We start from the raw sequence: 16350 nt of genomic DNA on the forward strand, positions 1-16350 counted from the left end.
TCCTTGGTCCCGGCCGGGCGCATGGCCCGGACGACTCCGCAGGCCAGCGGCTCCCCCGTGGGCCGACATGGCTGCCAGCTGTCCGGTCATTGCCCTGCAGCACTTTCAGGACCTGCGAGTTCTTGGCGCAGATCCACATAACAGCGCAGCCGCACACCCGGCTCACCAGGCTGGCGTGTGGTCTGCTCGGCAGCCGCAGTGACCCACCTCCGGGCAATCGCGTTCTGCATGGCGAACGCCGTGTCGTCATCGGCACCACAAGCAGACCCGGCTCGGCCACATGCACATCCCTGATCGGCTTCATGCCCCACACGACGTCGCCGTCTTCGGGGCGAGTTCCCCCGATGCCACGGCACCACCCGACCGGGTGTCCTGCCGCCGAGCCGGCAAGCGCATCGTCTGCGGGCGGCACCGTGCCCGTAGCACCGCTTTGGGTCCAGCCGCCACTCAGCGGGTTCATCCTGAGACGGATTTCGCCGATCCACCGGCAACTCGCGCACATTTCAGATCAGTTAGCGACATATTTCGATCAGTTCGAGTATTTGATCTGCATCCTTGTTGTCTTGTGCGGATCATGGATCAGCTCCTGCACGTGTACGGTTCCGCCCTTCTTGGCCCGGCAGCCCGAACAGGGGCGACACTGCCGCGCTGGCCTGCGCCCGGCCTCACGCGGCATGCCGAAAGTCGGGTGCAGGCAGGAGCGGGCGGACATGACGGGTTTGCGCACCGAGCAGGTGTGGGCGGCGCCCCGAAAGTGGCAGGGCAACACGGTCAGCCAACTGCTCGTTCCTGCCGGCCCTTTGACGCTGGCCGAGGAATCCGGATCCCGGTTCGTCCACAACTCTTTCGGGCGCTGGCCTGCCACGGCCAGCACGGAGGACGCTCTGGCCGCGCTGGTGCCCGACGGCGTGGACGGCGCGGTGGACTGGATCGGGCCGCAGCAGCTCTCCACCCCGCAGGCGGTGCTCGACTCCTACTCGAATGCGATCCAGCTGCATGATCTCGTGCGGGAGGGCGGGCTGAGGCCCCCGCAGGCCGGTGCTCTGCACGCGGTCATCGGGTACTGGTACTCGCAGCTGCCCGAGCCGGGCCTGGTGGTCATGCCGACCGGCACCGGAAAGACGGAGACCATGCTCACTGTGCTGGTCGCGTGCCGCCCCGAGCGGCTTCTGGTGCTGGTGCCGAGCGTCGCGCTGCGCGACCAGATCGCGGCCAAGTTCGAGTCACTGGGCATCCTGCAGCAGCAGGAGATCGTCTCCCCGGCCGCGCTTCGCCCGTGCGTGGGCCGTGTGACGCGCCGCTTCACCGACGCGGCGGAGGCGAAGGCGTTCGCCTCCGCGTGCAACGTCGTCGTGGCCACCCCCAGCGTGCTGCACTACTGCGTCCCGGAGGCGCGTGAGGCCTTGCTGGCCGAGTTCAGCCACCTGATCGTCGACGAGGCGCACCACGCTCCGGCCTCGACCTGGACGAATGTGATCCGCCAGTTCGAGGACAGGCGGGTACTGCTGTTCACCGCAACCCCGTTCAGGGAGGACGGCCGGAAGATTCCCGGCCGGACCGTCTTTCGCTATCCGCTGCGCCAGGCGCAGGCCGAGAACTACTTCACGACCATCGACTACCGGGCGGTCCTGAGCCTGGAGGGCAACGACCAGAAGATCGCCGAGCTGGCCGTGCAGCGCCTGCGTGCCGACCTGGAAGCAGGCTACGACCACCTGCTGATGGCGCGGGTAAACACCGTCAGACGGGCCCGGGAGATCTGCGCGCTGTACCAGGAGTTGGCGGATGATCTGGGTGCGGTGGCGCTGTATGACGGGCTGTCCGCGGCTGACCGCAAGGCGGCGCTGGCCTCGATGCACGACCGCAGCTGCCGCATCGTGGTGTGCGTGAACATGCTCGGCGAGGGCTTCGACATGCCCCAGCTGAAGGTGGCGGCGGTGCACGACGTCAGGAAGAGCCTCAGCCCGATGATCCAGTTCATCGGCCGCTTCACCCGCGCTTCCACCGTCGCCCCGAAGCCGATCGGGACTGCCTCGGTGTTTGTGGCACGGGATCCGGCGGCCGCCCTCTCACCGCTGCGCGACCTGCTGAAGGAGGACGCGGACTGGGACCTCCTGCTGCATGACATCACCGAGCGGAGCGCTGCGCGAGGTGAGGAACTCAGCGATTTCGACGCCTCCTTCACCCATGTGCCGGCCGACATGGCGGTTAGTGTGCTGGAACCGAAGATGAGCGCCGTGGCGCACCGGGCTCCGAGCGGCGCGTGGGATCCGCAGGCCGCAATCAGCTGCTACGGCGAGGACCGCGTGCTCGGGCAGACCGTGGCCACCGGCGCCGACGGCCGCATCGCCTGGTTCGTCGTCGAGCACCGCACCCTGGTCGACTGGGGCGCCCCGCAGTTCCTCGAGCAGACCCAGTACGAGCTGATCGTCATGTACTTCGACGATGTGCGGCGGTTGCTGTACATCTACGGCTCTCACAAAAAGGGCGACTACAAGGAGCTGGCCAAACGGGTCCTGGGAGGCGACAGCCAGCCGATCAAGGGGCTCGACACCTTCCGGGTCTTCGCCGGTCTGGAGCGGGTCGTGGCCACCAACATCGGTCTGCTGGACTCGCGTGACCACTTCAACCGGTTCTCGCTCCTGGTCGGCAGTGACGTCTTCGAAGCGCTCAACGCCGAGGCCCGCAAGAACCGCAGCCAGACCCACATCATCGCCTCGGGCCTCGACGACGGCACCAGAGTCTCTGTCTGCGCGGCCCTGTCGGGCCGCTTCTGGTCGCCGCGCACCGCTCCCAATCTGCTGGCCTGGATGCAGTGGTGCGACGCGCAGGGCACCAAGATCCTCGACTCCCGTGTGGATCTCGAGCACGTGATGGCGGGCTTCATCATCCCCGTCGAGCAGACCGAACGTCCCTCCTTCCCGCTGCTCGGCCTGGAGTGGCCGTGGCAGTGGCGTGCCGGCCTGGGGGAAGGCCCGCCGTTCACCGTCGACGGCCGGTCCCATCCGGTGACCGACATCGGCTTCCGCGTGGACGACTTCACCGACCAGGGACCGCTGCGCTTCTCCCTCGTCTCCCCCACCTGGCAGGTCGCCTACAGCGCCGACTTCACCGACCAGGGGCTGGTCTACTCGCCCGTCGCCGACGATGCCCTGGTCCGCCACCAGCACACCACGGTGCCGGCCGCCGAGTGGATCAACAAGCACAAGCCCTACCTGTACTTCGCGGACGACCGCCTGCTGACCCCCGACGACCGGCTGCACACACCCCGCACCGACCTGCCGCCCTTCGACCTGTCCTTGCTGAAACCCTTGGGCTGGAACGGCGTCGACATCAAGATCGAGTCCATGGGGCCCGAGCGGTTGCCCCACTCCGTACAGCACTACATGTCCCTCCACCTCAGCGGCGAGCAGCACTTCGACATCCTGGTCGACGACGACGGTTCCGGCGAAGTCGCCGACCTCGTCGGCATCACCGCAGACGACACCGATATCACCATCACGCTCGTGCACTGCAAGTACTCCTGCGAGCCCTTCCCCGGAGCCCGCGTCGACGATCTGTACGACGTGTGCGGGCAGGCGGCCCGCGGCGCGAAATGGCGCGAGTACGGCATCGACGCCCTGCTGCGAACCCTGGACCGCCGGGCCGGCAAATACGCCGCCCGCAACCCCGGCAAGACCCCGTACCTGATCGGCAGCATCGACGAGCTGTACCGCATCCGTGAACGCGCGCCCCTCCTGCGCCCGCACATCAATACCGTCATCGCCCAGCCCGGCCTGTCCGCCGCCGCCTGCAGCAGCGAGCAGCAGCGCCTCCTCGCCGGCGCCCACTCCTACGTCCGGGCACTGACCAAAGGCACCTTCACCGTCTACTGCAGCCCGTAGATCCGGCGGCGGCCATCCGTCGGGACAGCAGGCTCTGACGTAGCCAACCGCCCCTGCCGCAACGGACGTTACGCCGCCGCAGGAGAGCCGGGCAGGGCCGGATCGGCGTGAGTGTGCCACGGCTCTGCCCGACGCCTCACTGGGGCGCTTCGTCGGGCGCCGGGCGGTCGGAGTCGTTCATCTTCCCGAAGGGAACGTGCACGCTGGGCGTGCTGCGGGCGGTGCCAGCCAGATGACGGACCTGGTCGTCGAAAGCCACGACGCTGGCGCCACAACCGCCGGGACATCGCGCCGAGGTCCGCTGCGATCCCCTCCGGACGTGTATTGGCTGGTCACGGCCGACCCCCGCGGTCTCGAGCCACAGTCATGCCAGCCTTCTGGATAGCGTCCCCTGCATGCCACGAACAGCACCCAGCCGAGCTGATCACACACTCATAGCCCAAGCAGCGGCAGCCGGACTCACAGTCAGCGTGGGCCAGTTGGAACGCTGGCGCCGCAACGGCCTGATCCCCAGCCCCGAGATCCGTCGCTTGGGAGCCGCCGGGACCCAAGCGGTCTATCCGGACGGCACAGGTGACCTGGTCTGCGCCCTGGCCCGGCACGCCGGCCCCGGGCGCTCCTACGACGACCTGGCGCTGCTCGCCTTCTTCGGCGGAGCGCAGGTCCCGGAGCCCGCGCTCAAGGCCGCGCTGGCGCGTGTCTACTTCAGGCACCGCGTGCAGCACGAGGATCACGTGGAACAGGTGCAGGCGCAGGTCCCGCCGCTATGGGCTGCCGAGATGGACGGCGAATACGAAAGGGCCGAGGCTGAGGCGAAGATCTCGCTGAGCGAGAACGGCAGGGCCGTACGGCAGATGCGCAGCAACCTCCGCCGTCGGCCCGACCTCGCCCGGGCCACACGCGAGGAGGTGGACGGCCGCCTGCTGGGTGTGCTGGTGGGCTTGCAGATGTGGCAACTCCCGGAAACTGACGGGGCTTTCATGGCCGACCTCACTGCGGCGCTGCATCTCGACTGCGACGTCTTGGAGGACTGCCTCGCGGTCTGGGACTACGCGGCCGCGTGTCACGCCTCGCAGATGGCCCGCCAGGAGGAGACCTCGCCCGAGGAGCGGATCGACAAGCTGGCACGGATCGGGCTCGAGGATCTGCAGGCCCTACGGGCAGAAGTACTTGAGAGCACGGACCAGATCTGGGCCCGGGCAACCGGGGGGCGGCAGACGCGTGCTTCGATGAACCAACCGTGGCAGGCCCGGGGTGCCGCTGGCACGCTGATGGAATGGATGAGCGCACGCGAGGTGCACCCAGCCGGCACTATCCTGGCTGACCGCTACTTCATCGAGAGCCTCGCCGACCTTTCGCTGCGCTGCCGGATCTTCGAGGCACTGCGGGGCAACCGGGCGGGCGAGGGGCGCGCCGCCTTCATTGCGCGCACCAGCGGCTGACGGCTCTCCCCCGTGCACACCAGGTATCTAGTTACGAAGGCGCGCTCACCGCACCGGAGTCCTGACTCGGCCATGCCGGCTCTCGCCCGCGGTTGTCGGTGGCGGGATGTTGTCAGTGATCATCAGTTGCACACCGGCATCCGCTAAGCTCTTTCCAGGGCCGGTCACTTCGGGTGTAGTGACTCGCAATCACTCCGGTCCACCTGGGAGAGACCAGGGTTCGAGTCCCTGTCCGCTCTGCGGGTCGTCCAATAGGCAAAGACACTCCCTTCCTTTCCTTCTTCTTCTGTCCGTCTTTCGCATCACGGTCGGTCGTGTCCGTTCGATGTGGGGCCGGTCAGGTGTGTGAAGTTCAGGTCCGCCACGGCGGTGTCTGCCTCGAGATGGCTAATCAAGTCCTTCTGCCGCTTTGCCAGTTCGCCGATCACTCGGTGCGCCGTCCAGGCGGCTTCAGGAAGTTGAGCCGAAGTGGCCACCGCATACCAGTTGCCCAGCACTTCCAGTGTGAGATCGAGCGTTCCGCGGGCCCCATGAGCGTCATGACTGTCCGCGACCGACGCGAAAACCCCTTGGTGCAGTGCTGTGTTGCGCAGCACGTACATCCAGCTGAGCTGAGCTCGGCAGCGTTCTTCGGCGTCCTTGAGCCATGCTGCGCACTGCTTCGGGCTGCTCATGCGGGCTTGCCAGACGACTATGTCGTGGGCGGGTAGGCCGGGCAGGACGCTCCTCAAGCGTGACAGGGCTGCTGAGCCGATCTTCACTTCCTGAGCGGCTCCGGGTAGCTCGGCCAGCAAGTCGGCCCACCGATTGAGGTCGCTCAGCAGGCCATGGCCGTTGACCGGAGCTGCTCGGTCGATTTCGTTCAGCGGCTGGAGATACAGGTTATCGGCGTCTGCCGCCTCCAGTTCGGCGGTGGCCGCTCGGCCACGTGCCTCTCGCAGTTGCCGTTCCAGGGCCAGCTGAGCGCCCTTCTTGGCGAGGTGCCGCTCCAAGCCCTCCACAGCACGGCCGATTGCCGCCGCACGCTCCGTCACCTCGTCATGGATCGCGCTGGCGACGCGACGCACGCACTGATGGGAACTGAGCAGCTGCTGGCGCATTGCCTGAAGGCTGAGAGCGCGGGCGAGGTCCACGTGAGCAGCACTGTCGTTGTAGCCGTGAGAGATTCCGGCCGCTTCGATGGCGGCCCAGGACAGGGCTGCGCTGGTAAGTGGTGAGGAGGTGGAACGTGCGATGTGGGCCATGCGGAGGCATTCGCGGATTTCCGCAGGCCAGTGCCTGGTCAGTGGCCACGCAGTGTCCACGGTGGGGCCCCGAGAGGTGTAACGACGCGAGCGGTCGTCTGACTGCTCGAAGACCAACGTCTCGGGCGCCAGGCGCAGTTCGGCAAGCCGGTGACCCGCGACATAAGTATCGAGCGCCTCTTCAATCCGTCGCCTGGCCAGGTGCACGGCCACGCCCCGGTCAGGTGCCATGACGCGCAGGGTCAACAAAACGGCAGCAGCAGCGCGTTCCCCTTCCCGAGGGTCCTCGCCAGGGCGACGGCCGTGTAGGGCTGCGAACTTCCTCAACTTCGCGGTCCCCTGCCCCCACCCGTCAGGTACCTTCTTGCCGATCGGAAACTGCCGGACATCGGTGTCAGCGTCGAACAGCTGGCCAAGCCCGGCCAAGGTGCGGGCACCCTCCACGACGGCAGCCACCCGGATCTGGCGATGCGCCGGCCGCAGCACCGAGAGGAGACCCTGCCCGCAAGGCGCCTTCCGAAGGAAGCGCTGCAGATCGGCAATCAGGCATTCATAGTCTCGTCCACGCCACACGGCGAGACTCGCGACCTCGGCGATCGCGCGTTCGGCCACCGTCGCAGGCATCGCTGTGTCCCATGCCTGCTGAAAGAGCTCCAGAACGATGCGCTCGATCTTGGGTACGAACGCTGCCAGCTGATTAGCCAGAATGCCGCAGCGGAACGGCTCTTTGAGATCGTTCTTGCCGCGGCGCACCATGTCTGCCAGCAGGTCGTGTGTATCCGCGAGCGGCTGCCTGGCCGGGATTACAACAGCCTCCAGCGCTAGCACTGACTTCAGGGTTCGCTCAATGACCGTGTACGTCAACTTCTCGTTCGGCTGGGCATCTTTGCTGTCGCTCGCGCCGGCTCGAGATCGGAGCACAGCTTCGGCGCGGCTGAGGGAGAGCACGGCTGCTCCCCCGGCCGCCGCGTGCTGAGTGGCATACGCACCGGGATGCATCGCCCTCAGCGTCGCCTGTATCAGCAATCTTTGATGGCCAGCCAGACCGGCCTCGCTCATGCCGGCGACAAGCTCCGGCTCAGATCCGGGATAGAACATCCCCGGACCTTACCCAGTGAGCCGAGCCAACAGCACGGGGGCCCGCGTCCCACACCTCCTGATCAGCCAAGGATCTGCAGCATCTCTCGGCCTATCACCGGAAGAGGGAACGACTGACAACCAGCACAAGGCTCTCCCGGCTGGAACGTCCCGGACGTGGAGGCTCCGCCAGATCGGATGCCCCCTCTCGATCGCGTGGCTGGATAGACGCCTATAGGAAGTGCCATCAACCTGTCCAGCTGCAATGCCATGTGATGTCATCCACTGAAGTCACCAGCCGCCACCTCGGGCTTCTCCTCCCTTGCAGGCCAGAGCACCCGAATGCGGGAACTGACACTGGCTCAGTAATGACATCTCCTTGATGGCGCCGCAACGGCTCTTCACACGTGGGATGCCCTCGATGAGCGGTCCTGGCCCGGCGTGAGCGCGATGGAACCGGCCGACGTCGCGCGCGTCCTGGGGGTGTATGCCCAGCGGGTCATCACGCCGCGCGGGTCGACGGCCGTGTCCGGGCTGGAGCTGATGACGGCGCTGCGGCCGCCCACCCGCGCGGTGCAGGACCCGCAGACGGGGAACTGGGTGCCCGGCCACAACCCCGGCTCGCTCGGAACGGAGCCGATGGACCCGGCCCCGCCAGAGGCCACCGCCGAACACCCCGTCGTCGTCGACAGCGGCTGGAGCGGCGGGTTCCTCAATGAGGAGGCCTACCAGTGGGTGCGCGACGTCAGCCTGCTGAGCGATGAGGAGTGCACGCTGCCCTTCGCGGTCGGCCTGGATCTGAACACCGCCTTCCTCGCCGCCGCGGCCCGCCTGGTCGTCGGCCTGTCCGCCCCGGACCACTTCCGTGCCCCGACGTTCAACCCGAAGATCCCCGGCTCCTGGCTGGTCGACCTCTCCCACGTCGAGGTGGATCCGCGCCTGCCGTCGCCGTTCACGCCGGACGGCACCCGGCCGACCGGTCCGGCCTGGTACCAGACGCACACCGTCGCCTACGCCCAGGAACTCGGCTACAACGTCGCCCCGATCGAGGCGTATCTGCGCCGCGAGACCGGCGCCTACCTCGATCCATGGCACGACCGGCTCAAGTCCGCCTACGTCGACACCCTCGCAGACCTCGGCGTCACCAAGGACCTGAGCGACGCGGAGTTCCTTGCTGCGATGGAGCGGCACAAGGACGCCGACCCGGCGATGGCGGCCGTGCTCGCCGCCATCAAGGCGACCGTCAAGGGCGGTATCGGCAAGCTGCGTGAACGCCCGCAGGGCAGGAAGTACCGGGAGGGCGAGCGGTGGCCGGCCCTCCAGCGGCCGACCTGGCGCCCCGACATCCGCGCCGCCGTCATCTCCAAGGCCCGCATCAACATGCACCGCAAACTGCGCAACATGGCCGCCATGACGGGCCTGTACCCGCTCGCCGTACTCTCCGACTGCGTCGTCTACCCCTCCCCCGGCCCCTCGCCCCTGGACTTCCTGCCGTACGCCGCGTCCGGCAAGCCGCAGCCGGGCGGGTTCCGTCTCGGGCCGACGCCGGGCCTGGCGAAGCTGGAGGGAGTCCAGTCGATGCTGTGGGCCGTCGATCTCATGGAGCAGGGGTACAACCCCGCCCGCCACATCAAGGGCGGCGACGCCGTCCTCGACGAAGGAGAGTAGGCCGTGGCCGGAGAGATCGACGAGGCCATCGAGCGGGCTGACCGGGAAGCGTTCACCCGCCGGCCGCCCAAGACACTCAAGGCTCAGATCGGCTACCTGATCCGGCAGTTGGGCAGCGCGAAGGCCGTCGCACGCGAGATCGGGGTCACCGCCGACTCCGTCAACCGCTACCGGCGCGGCGCCCGCAGACACGCCCGCCCCGACATCGCCGCGAAGATCGATGACGCCGTACGGCAGCGATGGCAGCCGCAGGTGCGCAAGCGCCGGCAGAAGCGGGCCGCCACTACGACCGGGATCACGGTGGAGACCCGCGCCCGGTTCGGCTACAGCGCACCCGTCGGCACGACCGACGACGGACGCTTTAGGCGCCTGACCGTGCATCTCCCCCCGGCGTACGCGCAGCGTCTCTTCGACGCCCGCACCACCGGAGCCGGCGACCGGCAGATGCGCCAGATCATCGCCGAAGGATTCAAAGAGATCTACTTCCAGGACGGCGGCAGCCGCGCCACAGGACTCTCCGACGTCACCCTCAACGACATCGACTATCTCGATCTCGACTACTAGGGTCCCTCTGCCTCGTAGGAGGTGGCGGTTTCGTCGTGCGTCAACCCGGCAGGTGGGGCTGCAGGTGAGAGGAGCGGGCGGCCACGAATGCGCCGGTGGCCAGGGCGGTGCCGCCCATGAGGAGGAAGTAGGCGGGCAGGGGCAGGATTGCCGTCAGGCGGTACAGCTGGCCGCCCAGGACGACGCCGACGGCTGCGAACATGCCGTTGAGGGCAAGGAACCGGTTGAGGTAGCCGGGTGGAGCGACGGCAGCGGCCAGGGCGAGGCCGGCCGGGGCGAGCACCACCTCGCCCAGTGAGTACAGCAGGTAGACGGCGATCAGCCAGGTCACGGAGACGTCGCCGGTGCGGGCCAGCAGGGCGGCTGCGGCCATGACGAAAAAGCTCAGGCCGGCCGCGGCCAGGGCACCGGCGAACTTGGCGGTGGTCGTCGTACGCAGCCGGCCTGCCAGGGGGGCCAGCAGCAGGATGAACAGCGGGTGCACCGACTGCAGCCAGCTGGCGGGAACCGTGAAGCCGAGGATGTCGCGGTCGGTGTGGTGCGCGGCGAACAGCGACAGGACGGAACCGCTCTGGGCGAAGATCATCCAGAAGGCCGCCGAAGCCGCCATGACTGTGGTGAAGGCGGTCAGCCGGGCGCGTTCCACGGTGCTGCGCCGGCCCAGGGAGCGCAGGTACACGAACGGCAGGCACACCGTCGCCACGCCCAGCAGGGCCAGCAGCGCGAGCAGGGGCAGCGCGCCGAGGGCGACGGCGGTCGTGGCCACGGCGCCGAGCGCGAGGACCACGGCGGTGCGCCGGGCGGCCGTGCGGGCCTGTGCGCGGGTCAGGGGACGGGTGGGGGCGCTGCCGGTGCCGTCGAGGACGCGCAGGCCGAGACGGAACTGGGCGAGGCCCGCTGCCATGCCGAAGGCGGCTGCGGCGAATCCCAGGTGCCAGGTGACCTTTTCGGCGAGGAAGCCGGTGAGGACCGGGGCGAGCAGGGCGGAGACCTGGATGCACATGTAGAAGCGGGAGAAGGCCTCTTCCCGTCTGGCCGTGCCGCTGACGGCGGACACCATGGCGGCCAGGGACGGTTTGACCAGGCCGGTGCCGGCGACGACCAGCGCCAGACCGGTGTAGAGGGCGGGAGCGGCGGCGAGGGCGAGGACGGCGTGACCGCAGGCGATGAGCGCGCCGCCCGCCAGGACGGCGCGGCGGGCGCCCAGGACCCGGTCGGCGAGCCAGCCGCCGGGCAGTCCGGCCAGGAAGTTCAGGGACATGTAGGTGGCGAACAGGGCGGTGGCCGTCTGCTGGGACATGCCCAGGCCGCCGTCGGCGGGGGCGGCGGTGAGGTAGAGGACGAGGATCGCCGCCATGCCGAAGAAGCTGAAGCGCTCCCACAGGTCGACGCCGAGCAGGGTGAGAAAGCCCCGGCGGGCCCCGGGGAGCGCAGCACCATCGGGCCGGCTCTGCTCGTCCCCGGCGTCCCCATGACGTCCCCGGGCATCGCTGTGGCCGCGTGTCCGGCTCGGACTGTTCACGGTGGTCTCCTTCTGTGCGGTTCGGATCAGGACGACGGCCAGGTCGTGCGCGCGGCGGCTCCCGCCGGGCGCAGTGGTCGTGGCTACCGGCGGCTGTCTCTGCCAGAACCGTGTCGAAGTCCTTCGACGGCTGGTGTCCGAGCCCGGTGCGTGTCTTCGTGACGTCGTCGGTGCAGCGCCGGTCGTGGCCCTTTGCGGTCGGGCACGAAGTCGGGCATGTCCCGGCCGGCGCCGCAGGCATCGAGGAGGCGCTGTGTCAGCTCCCGGTTCGACCGTTCCGTGCCGCCACCGATGTGGTTGGTCTCGCCTGCCGGCCCGACGGTGCGCACGGGTTCGATGCCGTGCACATGGTCGGCGGTGTGCAGCCGGTCGCGGATGTCGAGGCCGTCGCCGTACAGTGCCGCCTTGCGGCCCTGGGGCAGGTGGTGAGTCGTGTTCTTGGCCGGCGAGTCCCAACGTGCGGCATGCCCGCGGGCGTTCGGGCCTCTCGTGGACCCAGCCGGGGACGACGGCCGGACCGTTGTGCGGCACGAAGCGGGTGGGCTTGGGCCGTACGCCTGTGCGGCCGGGATCACTTCGGTTCCGCGTGGCGGGTCACGAGCCTGTACACGCACTGCTCGAGGCGCGTCCGAGGCAGTGGCGTTGTTGGTGGTCTCCTGCGCGCAAGCGGTGTCCCCGCCGCAGAAGTCGCAGGTGCCGGTGCAGCGGACCTTGCCCTGGGCCACGAGGACTCCATGGCCTGCCGGATCTCCTCCCGGCCGGCGGCAGGTCCGGGTGGGGATCTGCCACAGGTCGATCCGGTCGGTGCCGAGCCTGCGCAGCGAGGCCTCGCTGCGTGGCGGTGTCGGGAAAGGTGATGCTGTGCGCGGCGGCGTGGCCCTGTGCGGCCGAGCCGGGTGTCCGGCGGAGCGGGCCGTGTGCCATCTGTCGTACTCCCCCATTGGGTCGGCGGGCCCCTTGCGCTTTCGTGTCCCAGGATGGAGAGCCCGTCTCGAACGGCCCTGGTGTCCGGCTGGGCCGCCGCTGGAGGGTGGAAACGGCGTGGGGCCGGCAGGCCGGGGAGTCTCCCGGGCCTGCCGGCCCCACGCTGTGTGCGGTTCGGGTCAGCCGAAGATGTGGATGTTCTCGTCGACCCAGGTGCGCAGGGTCAGCGGAGCCTTGCCGGTGATCTTCTCGACGGAGTCGGAGATCTTCCAGTCCCAGGCGGCGGACTGGCGCTTGAGCTCGAGCAGGGCCTGAAGGCGGGGGCCGCCCCAGCCCAGGCGGTCGAACTCGGCCTGGGCCTCGGCCTGGGTGCGCTCGACGATCTTGATCTCCTGGCCGAGGGCCTCGCCGACGATCTCGCCCTGGCGCTGCGGGCTGAGGGCCTCGCCGCCGGTGAGGGTGTAGGCCTGGCCCTCGTGGCCGGAGGTGGTGAGGATTGTGGCGGCCACGGCGGCGATGTCGCGGGGGTGGATCATGGCGGAGACCGGGTCGCCCTCGGTGGCGTACAGGGTCCGCTGCTTTCGGATGGTGTCGGCGTAGCTGTAGAGGTAGATCATGAAGGTGCCGGGGCGCAGGATGGTCCACTGCAGGCCGGAGTCCTGGATGACCTGCTCGCCGGCGCGGTGGCCGGAGGTCAGCGGGTCGGTGGCGCCGTAGCCGACGCCGCTGGTGGAGAGTTTGACCAGGTGCTTGACGCCGGCCTCGCGGGCGGCGGCGACGAGGGTGCGCTCCTGGACCGGGCCCTCGGGCCCGTAGCCGGGCGGGCAGACGAAGACGCGGTCGGTGCCGGCCAGGGCGGCGGGGAGGGTTTCGGGCTTGTCGAAGTCGCCGGCGACCACCTCGACGCCGGCGGGGAAGTCGGCCTTGCCGGGGTTGCGGGTCATGGCCCGCACGGGCACGCCGTCGGCGGCGAGCTGGGCGACGAGTTCGGAGCCGACGTTGCCGGTGGCACCGGTTACGAGAATCATGCGTGTATCTCCTTGGGATGTGCTGCACGGCGGAAGTCCGTGCGAGGGGACCACTCGTGGAGTGGGAGAGTCAGGATTCGCCGCGGGAGGCCGCGGTGTCGCCGCTCGGCTGCTCGGACTCGGCGCCGCCGTGGCCGTGGCCGCCGGCGAGCTTGACGTCCTTGAGGAAGAGCGCGGCCACCAGGCCGACCAGGGCGATCGGGATCACCGCGTAGAAGGTGGCGCGCAGCGAGTCTGCGTAGACGTCGACGACTTCGGCGCGCACGGAGCTGGAGAGGCGGCCGAGGACCTCGGGCGAGAGCGAGCCGTCCTTGTCGAGGCGGGCACCGGCTTCGCCGCCGAGCCGCTCGTGCAGGCCGGTGTCGAGCCGGGAGGTCATCAGGGCGGCGAAGAACGAGACACCGAGGCCGGTGCCGAGCTGCCGCATGAGGTTGGTGGTGCCCTGTACGGCGCCGATGTCCTGCATGCTGGCGGTGTTGCGGGCGGCGAGGTTCAGGGCCTGCATGTTGAGGCCGGCGCCGATGCCGAAGAGCAGGATGTACACGATCGTGAGGGGGACGCCGGTGTCGGGGCCGGCGGTGGTGAACAGGGCGCCGGCGAGGATGAACACCGCCATGCTGGACACCGGGAACCAGCGGTAGGAGCCGCTGTGCCCGATGACCTTGGTGCTGAGCCAGGAGGTCACGACGACGCCGAGCATGAGGGCGCTGATGGCGTAGCCGGCCTGTTCCACGTCGAGGCCGAGGACGGTCTGCAGCCACAGGACCAGGTAGTTGAGGATGCCCAGTCCGATGATGCCGGCGACGAAGCTGAGGATGACGACGACGGTGAAGGTCTTGTCGGCGAAGAGCCTGAGCGGGATGACCGGGTCGACGGCGCGGCGCTGGGCGAGGATGAAGAGTGCCACGGCGAGGGCGGATCCGGCGGCCAGGGCGAGGATGACGGGTGAGGACCAGGCGTACTTGACGCCGGCCCAGCTGGTGAGGAGGTTGAGGGCGACGATCGCGGCGACGAGCAGGACGACGCCGGCGTAGTCGATGTGCGCCTTCTTCGGGACGTGGGCGGGCAGGTGCAGCAGTGCGGAGACGACGGCGAGGACGACGAGGCCGAGGGGCAGGTTCACGAAGAACACCCAGCGCCAGCTGGCGAGGTCGGTCAGGATGCCGCCGAGGGTGGGGCCGAGGAGTGAGGCGGCGCCGAAGGTGATGGAGAACCAGCCGTAGTAGCGGGCGCCTTCACGCGGGGAGAACATCTCGCCGATGAGGGCGAGGACGCCGATGAACAGGCCTCCGCTGCCGATGCCCTGGAGGACGCGGAAGGCGACGAGCTGACTCATCGTCTGGGCCAGGCCGCACACGACGGATCCGGCGAGGAAGACGATGATGGAGGCCATGAAGACACGCTTGCGTCCGAACAGGTCCCCAAGCTTTCCGAAGACGGGCAGGGCGGCGCAGCCGCCGATGATGTAGCTGGTGGTGACCCAGGCGAACTGGTCGAGTCCGCCCAGGTCACTGACCATGGCGGGCAGTGCCGTGGCGACGACCTGGGTGTCGAGCAGGGCGAGGAAGGCCGCCGCCATGAGAGCGAGGACCACCACGTTGGTCCTGGAGGACGGCACGGCGGTGAGCGGGATGGCAGGATCGGATGATGCGGAAGCCACGAAGGGTCCTAGTAATCGGGGAGCGACGCCGATGCAGAGCATCGCTCGATACGGGAGTGCGCAGAACGAAATCCATGAAGAACGCTGCCTGTGTCTTCGGCAGCGGAGATGGGTGGTCGGATCCTGTCCGACTCCGGCCTCACTGGGCCCTCTCAACCTTCGATCAGCAGACTGCCGATCGAGGTCCTTCGGTGTTCGTCTTGGCTCTCGCTACTCCCTCTGAATGCGATTACGGACTTTCAAGACCATAGCAGAGGCTGCGAGAGCCGGACAACTGGCCCTGGTGGTCAGGGAATCAGCACCACCTTGCCGGTGTGCTTGCGAGCCTCCATCAGCTCGTGCGCCCTGGCCGCTTCCTGCAGGGGGATCCGGCTGTACACAACGGGCGTGACCTGGCCGGACTCCACGTACTCCAACAGCTCCTTGCGGCCTGCGGCGATCACCTCGGGCCGGTCCTGGAACAAGGCGTACAGGTTGAAGCCGTGCAGCGACTTCATGTCGATGAAGTCCCAGGGCGAGATGGCCGGCGGGCGCTCGCCGGATGCGCCGCCGTAGCAGACGATGCGGCCGAAGCGGCCGGCCAGCCGGATGCTGTGCGCCAGGACCTCGTTGCCGACCGTCTCGAGCACCAGGTCGACGCCCTTGTCGCCGGTGGCCGCGCGCACCTCGTCCACCCAGTTCTCCTGTCCGTAGCAGACGGCGACGTCCGCGCCGACGGAGCGGACGAAGTCGAGCTTGGCCGGGGAGCCGGCGGTGCCGATGATGCGGCCGGCGCCCTTGGCGCGGGCGAGCTGGACAAGGAGGTGGCCGATGCCGCCGGACGCCGCGTTGATCAGCACGGTCTCGCCGGGCTCCAGCCGGCCGACGGTGGTGAGCACGTGGTAGGCGGTCTCGCCGGGGCTGGGCAGCGCGGTGGCCTGGGCGGCGTCGATGGCGGCCGGGATCGGGAAGACCGTGGCCGCGTACGCCGTCGCGTACTCGGCGTAGGCGCCGTAGCGGACCGGGGCGACGACGCGGTCGCCCACCGCCACTCCTGTGACGCCCGCGCCGACCGCCTCGACGACGCCGGCGACATCACCGGCGGGCGCGGCGGGCAGGGTGACCGGGCCGCCGATGGGCAGGCCCTGGCGCTTTTGGACGTCGGCGTAGTTGACGCCGATCGCCTCGGCGCGGATCAGTACCTCGCCGGGGCCGGCCTCCGGCTCGGGGGCGTCCTCGACGCGCAGGACGCTCGGGTCGCCGTGCTCGTGGTAGCGGACGACACGCATGGTTCCTCCAGGGGTTTCTGGGTGGGCGGTCACCAGGTGACCGGGACGGTGCGGAAGCCGCTGAGCAACCGC

9 protein-coding genes and 2 pseudogenes are annotated in these 16350 nt (G+C 69.0%); 4 read left to right on the forward strand and 7 right to left on the reverse strand.

All coding sequences use genetic code 11. The features are described from left to right. Nucleotides 1–86: 86 nt before the first annotated feature. Nucleotides 87–230, reverse strand: coding sequence for a DUF6207 family protein (locus ACGFWE_RS42410; protein WP_393605903.1), 144 nt, complete (start codon nucleotides 228–230; stop codon nucleotides 87–89). A 480-nt stretch (nucleotides 231–710) separates the two neighbouring features. On the opposite strand from ACGFWE_RS42410, the gene ACGFWE_RS42415 reads away from it, so the two are divergent. Further along, complete coding sequence (locus tag ACGFWE_RS42415) at nucleotides 711–3881, forward strand: DEAD/DEAH box helicase (protein WP_393605905.1); 3171 nt, start codon at nucleotides 711–713, stop codon at nucleotides 3879–3881. A 136-nt stretch (nucleotides 3882–4017) separates the two neighbouring features. Here the strand turns inward: ACGFWE_RS42415 and ACGFWE_RS42420 are convergent. After that, a pseudogene (locus ACGFWE_RS42420) lies at nucleotides 4018–4140 on the reverse strand (5'-nucleotidase); the annotation flags it as partial. Between the two features lie 211 nt (nucleotides 4141–4351). Here ACGFWE_RS42420 and ACGFWE_RS42425 point away from each other — a divergent pair. Continuing rightward, complete coding sequence (locus tag ACGFWE_RS42425; RefSeq protein ID WP_393605906.1) at nucleotides 4352–5323, forward strand: hypothetical protein; 972 nt, start codon at nucleotides 4352–4354, stop codon at nucleotides 5321–5323. A 302-nt stretch (nucleotides 5324–5625) separates the two neighbouring features. Here ACGFWE_RS42425 and ACGFWE_RS42430 read toward each other — a convergent pair whose 3' ends face one another. Continuing rightward, a complete protein-coding gene (locus ACGFWE_RS42430) occupies nucleotides 5626–7665 on the reverse strand; it encodes a hypothetical protein (RefSeq protein ID WP_393605908.1) in 2040 nt (679 codons plus the stop codon). A 375-nt stretch (nucleotides 7666–8040) separates the two neighbouring features. On the opposite strand from ACGFWE_RS42430, the pseudogene tap reads away from it, so the two are divergent. Together tap and tpg are read left to right on the forward strand one after the other, a co-directional pair. Then, nucleotides 8041–9312 (forward strand): annotated as a pseudogene (gene tap / locus ACGFWE_RS42435) (telomere-associated protein Tap); the annotation flags it as partial. 3 nt (nucleotides 9313–9315) lie between these two features. Continuing rightward, entirely contained in the window at nucleotides 9316–9876 is a 561-nt protein-coding gene (tpg, locus tag ACGFWE_RS42440; RefSeq protein ID WP_352390980.1) for a telomere-protecting terminal protein Tpg, read from the forward strand. 40 nt (nucleotides 9877–9916) lie between these two features. Here the strand turns inward: tpg and ACGFWE_RS42445 are convergent, their stop codons facing one another. From ACGFWE_RS42445 to ACGFWE_RS42460, 4 genes are all read right to left on the reverse strand, one after another. Beyond that, a complete protein-coding gene (locus tag ACGFWE_RS42445; protein ID WP_393605910.1) occupies nucleotides 9917–11398 on the reverse strand; it encodes a peptide MFS transporter in 1482 nt (493 codons plus the stop codon). 1103 nt (nucleotides 11399–12501) lie between these two features. Continuing rightward, nucleotides 12502–13350, reverse strand: coding sequence for an SDR family oxidoreductase (locus ACGFWE_RS42450; RefSeq protein ID WP_393605912.1), 849 nt, complete (start codon nucleotides 13348–13350; stop codon nucleotides 12502–12504). Nucleotides 13351–13420: 70 nt separating this feature from the next. After that, nucleotides 13421–15010, reverse strand: coding sequence for an MDR family MFS transporter (locus tag ACGFWE_RS42455; protein ID WP_393605914.1), 1590 nt, complete (start codon nucleotides 15008–15010; stop codon nucleotides 13421–13423). Between the two features lie 287 nt (nucleotides 15011–15297). After that, a complete protein-coding gene (locus ACGFWE_RS42460; protein WP_393605916.1) occupies nucleotides 15298–16278 on the reverse strand; it encodes a zinc-binding alcohol dehydrogenase family protein in 981 nt (326 codons plus the stop codon). Nucleotides 16279–16350 lie beyond the last annotated feature (72 nt).

It is taken from the genome of Streptomyces sp. NPDC048523, from assembly GCF_043199815.1.
Classification (GTDB): domain Bacteria; phylum Actinomycetota; class Actinomycetes; order Streptomycetales; family Streptomycetaceae; genus Streptomyces.

Coding starts and splice junctions, on each gene's coding strand:
- ACGFWE_RS42460 (WP_393605916.1), bottom strand. CDS start 16,278: ATGCGTGTCGTCCGCTACCACGAGCACGGCGACCCGAGCGTCCTGCGC.
- ACGFWE_RS42450 (WP_393605912.1), bottom strand. CDS start 13,350: ATGATTCTCGTAACCGGTGCCACCGGCAACGTCGGCTCCGAACTCGTC.
- ACGFWE_RS42415 (WP_393605905.1), top strand. CDS start 711: ATGACGGGTTTGCGCACCGAGCAGGTGTGGGCGGCGCCCCGAAAGTGG.
- ACGFWE_RS42410 (WP_393605903.1), bottom strand. CDS start 230: ATGCAGAACGCGATTGCCCGGAGGTGGGTCACTGCGGCTGCCGAGCAG.
- ACGFWE_RS42430 (WP_393605908.1), bottom strand. CDS start 7,665: ATGTTCTATCCCGGATCTGAGCCGGAGCTTGTCGCCGGCATGAGCGAG.